We start from the raw sequence: 3633 nt of genomic DNA on the forward strand, positions 1-3633 counted from the left end.
GCTTATACCTGTAGGAGCCGAGCTTGCTCGCGATGGGGCCGGACAGACGCTAGATACGGAAACTGCCTACTAACTGTTTAAGGCGCGCCGCCTGCTGCTCCAGATCCGAACACGCCCGCAACGTCGACTGCAGGTTTTCCACACCTTTCTGGTTCAGCGTGTTGATTTCGGTAATGTCGACGTTGATCGATTCCACCACGGCCGTCTGCTCTTCGGTCGCCGTGGCCACCGACTGGTTCATGCCGTCAATTTCACCGATGCGCTGGGTCACGCTGCTCAGGCGTTCGCCGGCCAGGTTGGCGATTTCCACGCTGTCCTGGCTGTGGCGCTGGCTGTCGCTCATGGTGCTGACGGATTCGCGGGCGCCGACCTGCAGTTCTTCAATCATGGTCTGCACCTGTTGCGCCGATTCCTGGGTGCGGTGCGCCAGGTTGCGCACTTCATCGGCAACCACGGCAAACCCGCGCCCGGCTTCACCGGCCCGCGCCGCTTCAATGGCCGCGTTGAGCGCCAGCAGGTTGGTTTGCTGGGAAATGCTGGTGATCACTTCGAGAATCTGCCCGATGTTCACGGTTTTGCTGTTCAGCGATTCGATGTTGCTGCTCGATGCGCTGAGCATGGTCGACAGTTTATTCATCGCGACAATGCTGCGATCCACCACCTGCTGGCCATCCTCGGCCAGGCTGCGGGCATCGCTGGCCTGATTCGACGCTTGCGCGGCGTTGCGGGCGATTTCCTGGGCGGCGGCGCCGAGCTGATTGATCGCGGCGGCGACGCTGCTGGTGCGCGAGGCCTGCTGGTCCGAGTTGAACATCGAGGAGTTGGAAGCGGCCACCACACGCAATGCCACTTCGTTGACCTGGCCGGTGGCCGAAGACACTTCGCGGATCGAACCGTGGATGCGCTCGACGAAACGGTTGAATGCCGTGCCGAGAATGCCGAACTCATCGTTGTTCACAATGCTCAGGCGTTTGGTCAGGTCGCCTTCGCCGTCGGCAATGCCTACCATCGCACGGGTCATGGCGTGCAGCGGCTGAATGAGGAAACGTATCAACACACCCAGCAGGGCGATGATGATGGTCACGGCGATCACTGTCGCAATGGCCGCCGAAAAGCGGAAATGGCTGAGCATCGAGAAGGCTTTGTCTTTCTCCACTGAAAGCCCGATGTACCAGTTGACTGAAGAAAGCCCCTTGATCGGAGTAAATGTGACGATACGGGTTTTACCATCGACTTTGACTTCACTGAAGTCGCTGCTGATGCGCGGCGTGTCTTTCGGATAGGCCTCGGCCAGCGATTTCATTGCCAGCGTTGTATCCGGGTGCACCAGAATTTTGCCGTCGGCGCTGACCAGAAAGGCATAACCCATGCCGCCGAAGTCCAGCGCGTTCAGGCTGTCGGTGATCATTTGCAGGCTCAGGTCACCACCGACTGCGCCGATGTGTTGACCCTTTTCGAACAAACTCTGGACGATGGAAACTACCAGTTTACCGGTGCCGACATCGACATAGGGTTCGGTCAGTACCGGGTCGTTGGTGCGTTGGGCGCTCTTGTACCAATCGCGAGTGCGCGGATCGAAGTCCGCTGGCATGTCGGCGTCCGGGCGGATGATAAAGCTACCCTCGTTGCTGCCCAGAAATACAGCCACGAAAGCAGTAGTCATCACATTCTGCTCGAGCAGTTGGGTTATGTTGCTCATATCCGCGTTCAGCGCGATGTTTTGGGAAAGGTTTTCAATCAGCAGGCTGCGTCCGTTCAGCCAAGTCTCAATGTTGTTGGCGGTCACGCTTCCCATTTCTTGCAGGTAGTTGTCCAGATCCTTGCGGATGGCATTACGTTGCATATAGTCGTTGTACAACGTGAAGGAGGCGAAGGCGATAGTGACGATGAGGGCGGCAGCAAGCAGAATCTTATGACTAAAGCGCAAATTTTTATTCATGGCTTGGAGTTCCGATAAGGTCTTAATGCCCATGGCGTGCTTTTATAAAGGCATGCATCGGGGGCGCTGTTGAAGCCATGTTGATAATTCCGTCCTCGCCCTAGCGGAATACCAACACTCAATTTTTGTATCGGCCGTGATTGATGAAAGATTAACCATAGGTGGCAAAATGCACGATTCATCGCAGCTCGTTATCGGCGCCGATCTTTCAGGGCAGCCGATCGCCCAGGCCATGCGTCTGGCCAATCGACACGGTTTGATCGCAGGCGCTACCGGGACCGGCAAGACCGTCACCTTGCAACGTATGGCCGAAGCTTTCAGCGATGCCGGCGTGGCGGTGTTCGCCGCCGATATCAAAGGTGACCTGTGCGGTTTGGGCGCAGCCGGCAACCCTCAGGGCAAGATTGCCGAGCGGATTGCCGGGATGCCCTGGCTGAACCATAAGCCGGCCGCGTATCCGGTGACCTTGTGGGACATTCACGGTCAGTCCGGTCATCCATTGCGCACGACCTTGAGCGAAATGGGGCCGTTGCTGCTGGGCAGCCTGCTGGAATTGACCGACAGCCAGCAGTCGGCGCTGTATGCCGCCTTCAAGGTCGCGGACCGCGAAGGTCTGTTGCTGCTGGATTTGAAAGACCTGAAGGCGCTGCTCAATCACCTCAAGGACAACCCGGAACTGCTGGGAGACGACGCGGCGCTGATGACCACCGGTTCCAGCCAGGCGCTGTTGCGGCGCCTGGCAACCCTTGAGCAGCAGGGCGCCGAAGCCCTGTTTGGCGAACCGGCGCTGCAACTCGAAGACATTCTGCAACCGACCGCCGATGGCCGTGGGCGCATACATTTGCTCGATGCCAGTCGCCTGGTGCATGAGGCACCGAAGGTCTACGCGACGTTCCTGCTGTGGCTGCTGGCCGAACTGTTCGAGCAACTGCCGGAGCGCGGCGATTCGGACAAACCGCTGCTGGCGCTGTTTTTCGATGAGGCGCACTTGTTGTTCGCCGGCACGCCCAAGGCGTTGCAGGATCGTCTGGAACAAGTGGTGCGGCTGATTCGTTCAAAAGGCGTGGGCGTGTATTTCGTCACCCAGTCGCCCGGCGACCTGCCGGATGATGTGCTGGCGCAACTGGGCCTGCGCATCCAGCACGGCTTGCGCGCGTTCACCGCCAAAGAACAGAAATCCCTGCGGGCGGTGGCCGACGGCTTCCGGCCGAATCCGGCGTTCGATGCCTTGTCGGTGCTGACTGAGCTGGGTATCGGCGAAGCGCTGGTCGGCACCTTGCAGGACAAGGGCACGCCGGAGATGGTCCAGCGTGTTCTGGTGGCGCCGCCGCAGTCGCGGATCGGACCACTGACCGACACCGAGCGCACCGTGCTGATCGGCGGCTCGCCATTCAAAGGTCGGTATGACAAACCGATCGATCGTGAATCGGCGTATGAAGTGCTGATGGGGCGCAAGGGCCTGGCGCCAAAGCCTGAGGCGGCACCGGGCAAACCGGCAGAGCCGAGTTTCACCGAACAGGCTGGAGAGTTTCTCGGCACGGCGGCAGGGAAGGCACTGAAGTCGGCGATGCAACAGGCGGCGAATCAGATAGGTCGTCAGTTGGTGCGCGGATTGATGGGTTCTTTATTAGGTGGCAACAAGCGTCGTTAAAAGCAAAGATCGCAGCCTGCGGCAGCTCCTACAGGGAATCGCA

2 protein-coding genes and 1 pseudogene are annotated in these 3633 nt (G+C 59.3%); 1 reads left to right on the top strand and 2 read right to left on the bottom strand.

Going from position 1 to position 3633, the window contains the following annotated elements; translation table 11 throughout:
- Positions 1-49: 49 nt before the first annotated feature.
- Positions 50-814, bottom strand: coding sequence for a methyl-accepting chemotaxis protein (locus ACW9JC_RS29315; protein ID WP_457459414.1), 765 nt, complete (start codon positions 812-814; stop codon positions 50-52).
- 93 nt (positions 815-907) lie between these two features.
- Positions 908-1972 (bottom strand): annotated as a pseudogene (locus tag ACW9JC_RS29320) (cache domain-containing protein); the annotation flags it as partial.
- A 136-nt stretch (positions 1973-2108) separates the two neighbouring features.
- Between ACW9JC_RS29320 and ACW9JC_RS29325 the strand changes: the two are divergent.
- Positions 2109-3590 (top strand): helicase HerA-like domain-containing protein, encoded by a 1482-nt coding sequence (locus ACW9JC_RS29325; protein WP_457459412.1) that lies wholly within the window; start codon positions 2109-2111, stop codon positions 3588-3590.
- The last annotated feature ends 43 nt before the right edge of the window (positions 3591-3633 follow it).

The organism is Pseudomonas sp. SDO5591_S426, from assembly GCF_054070755.1.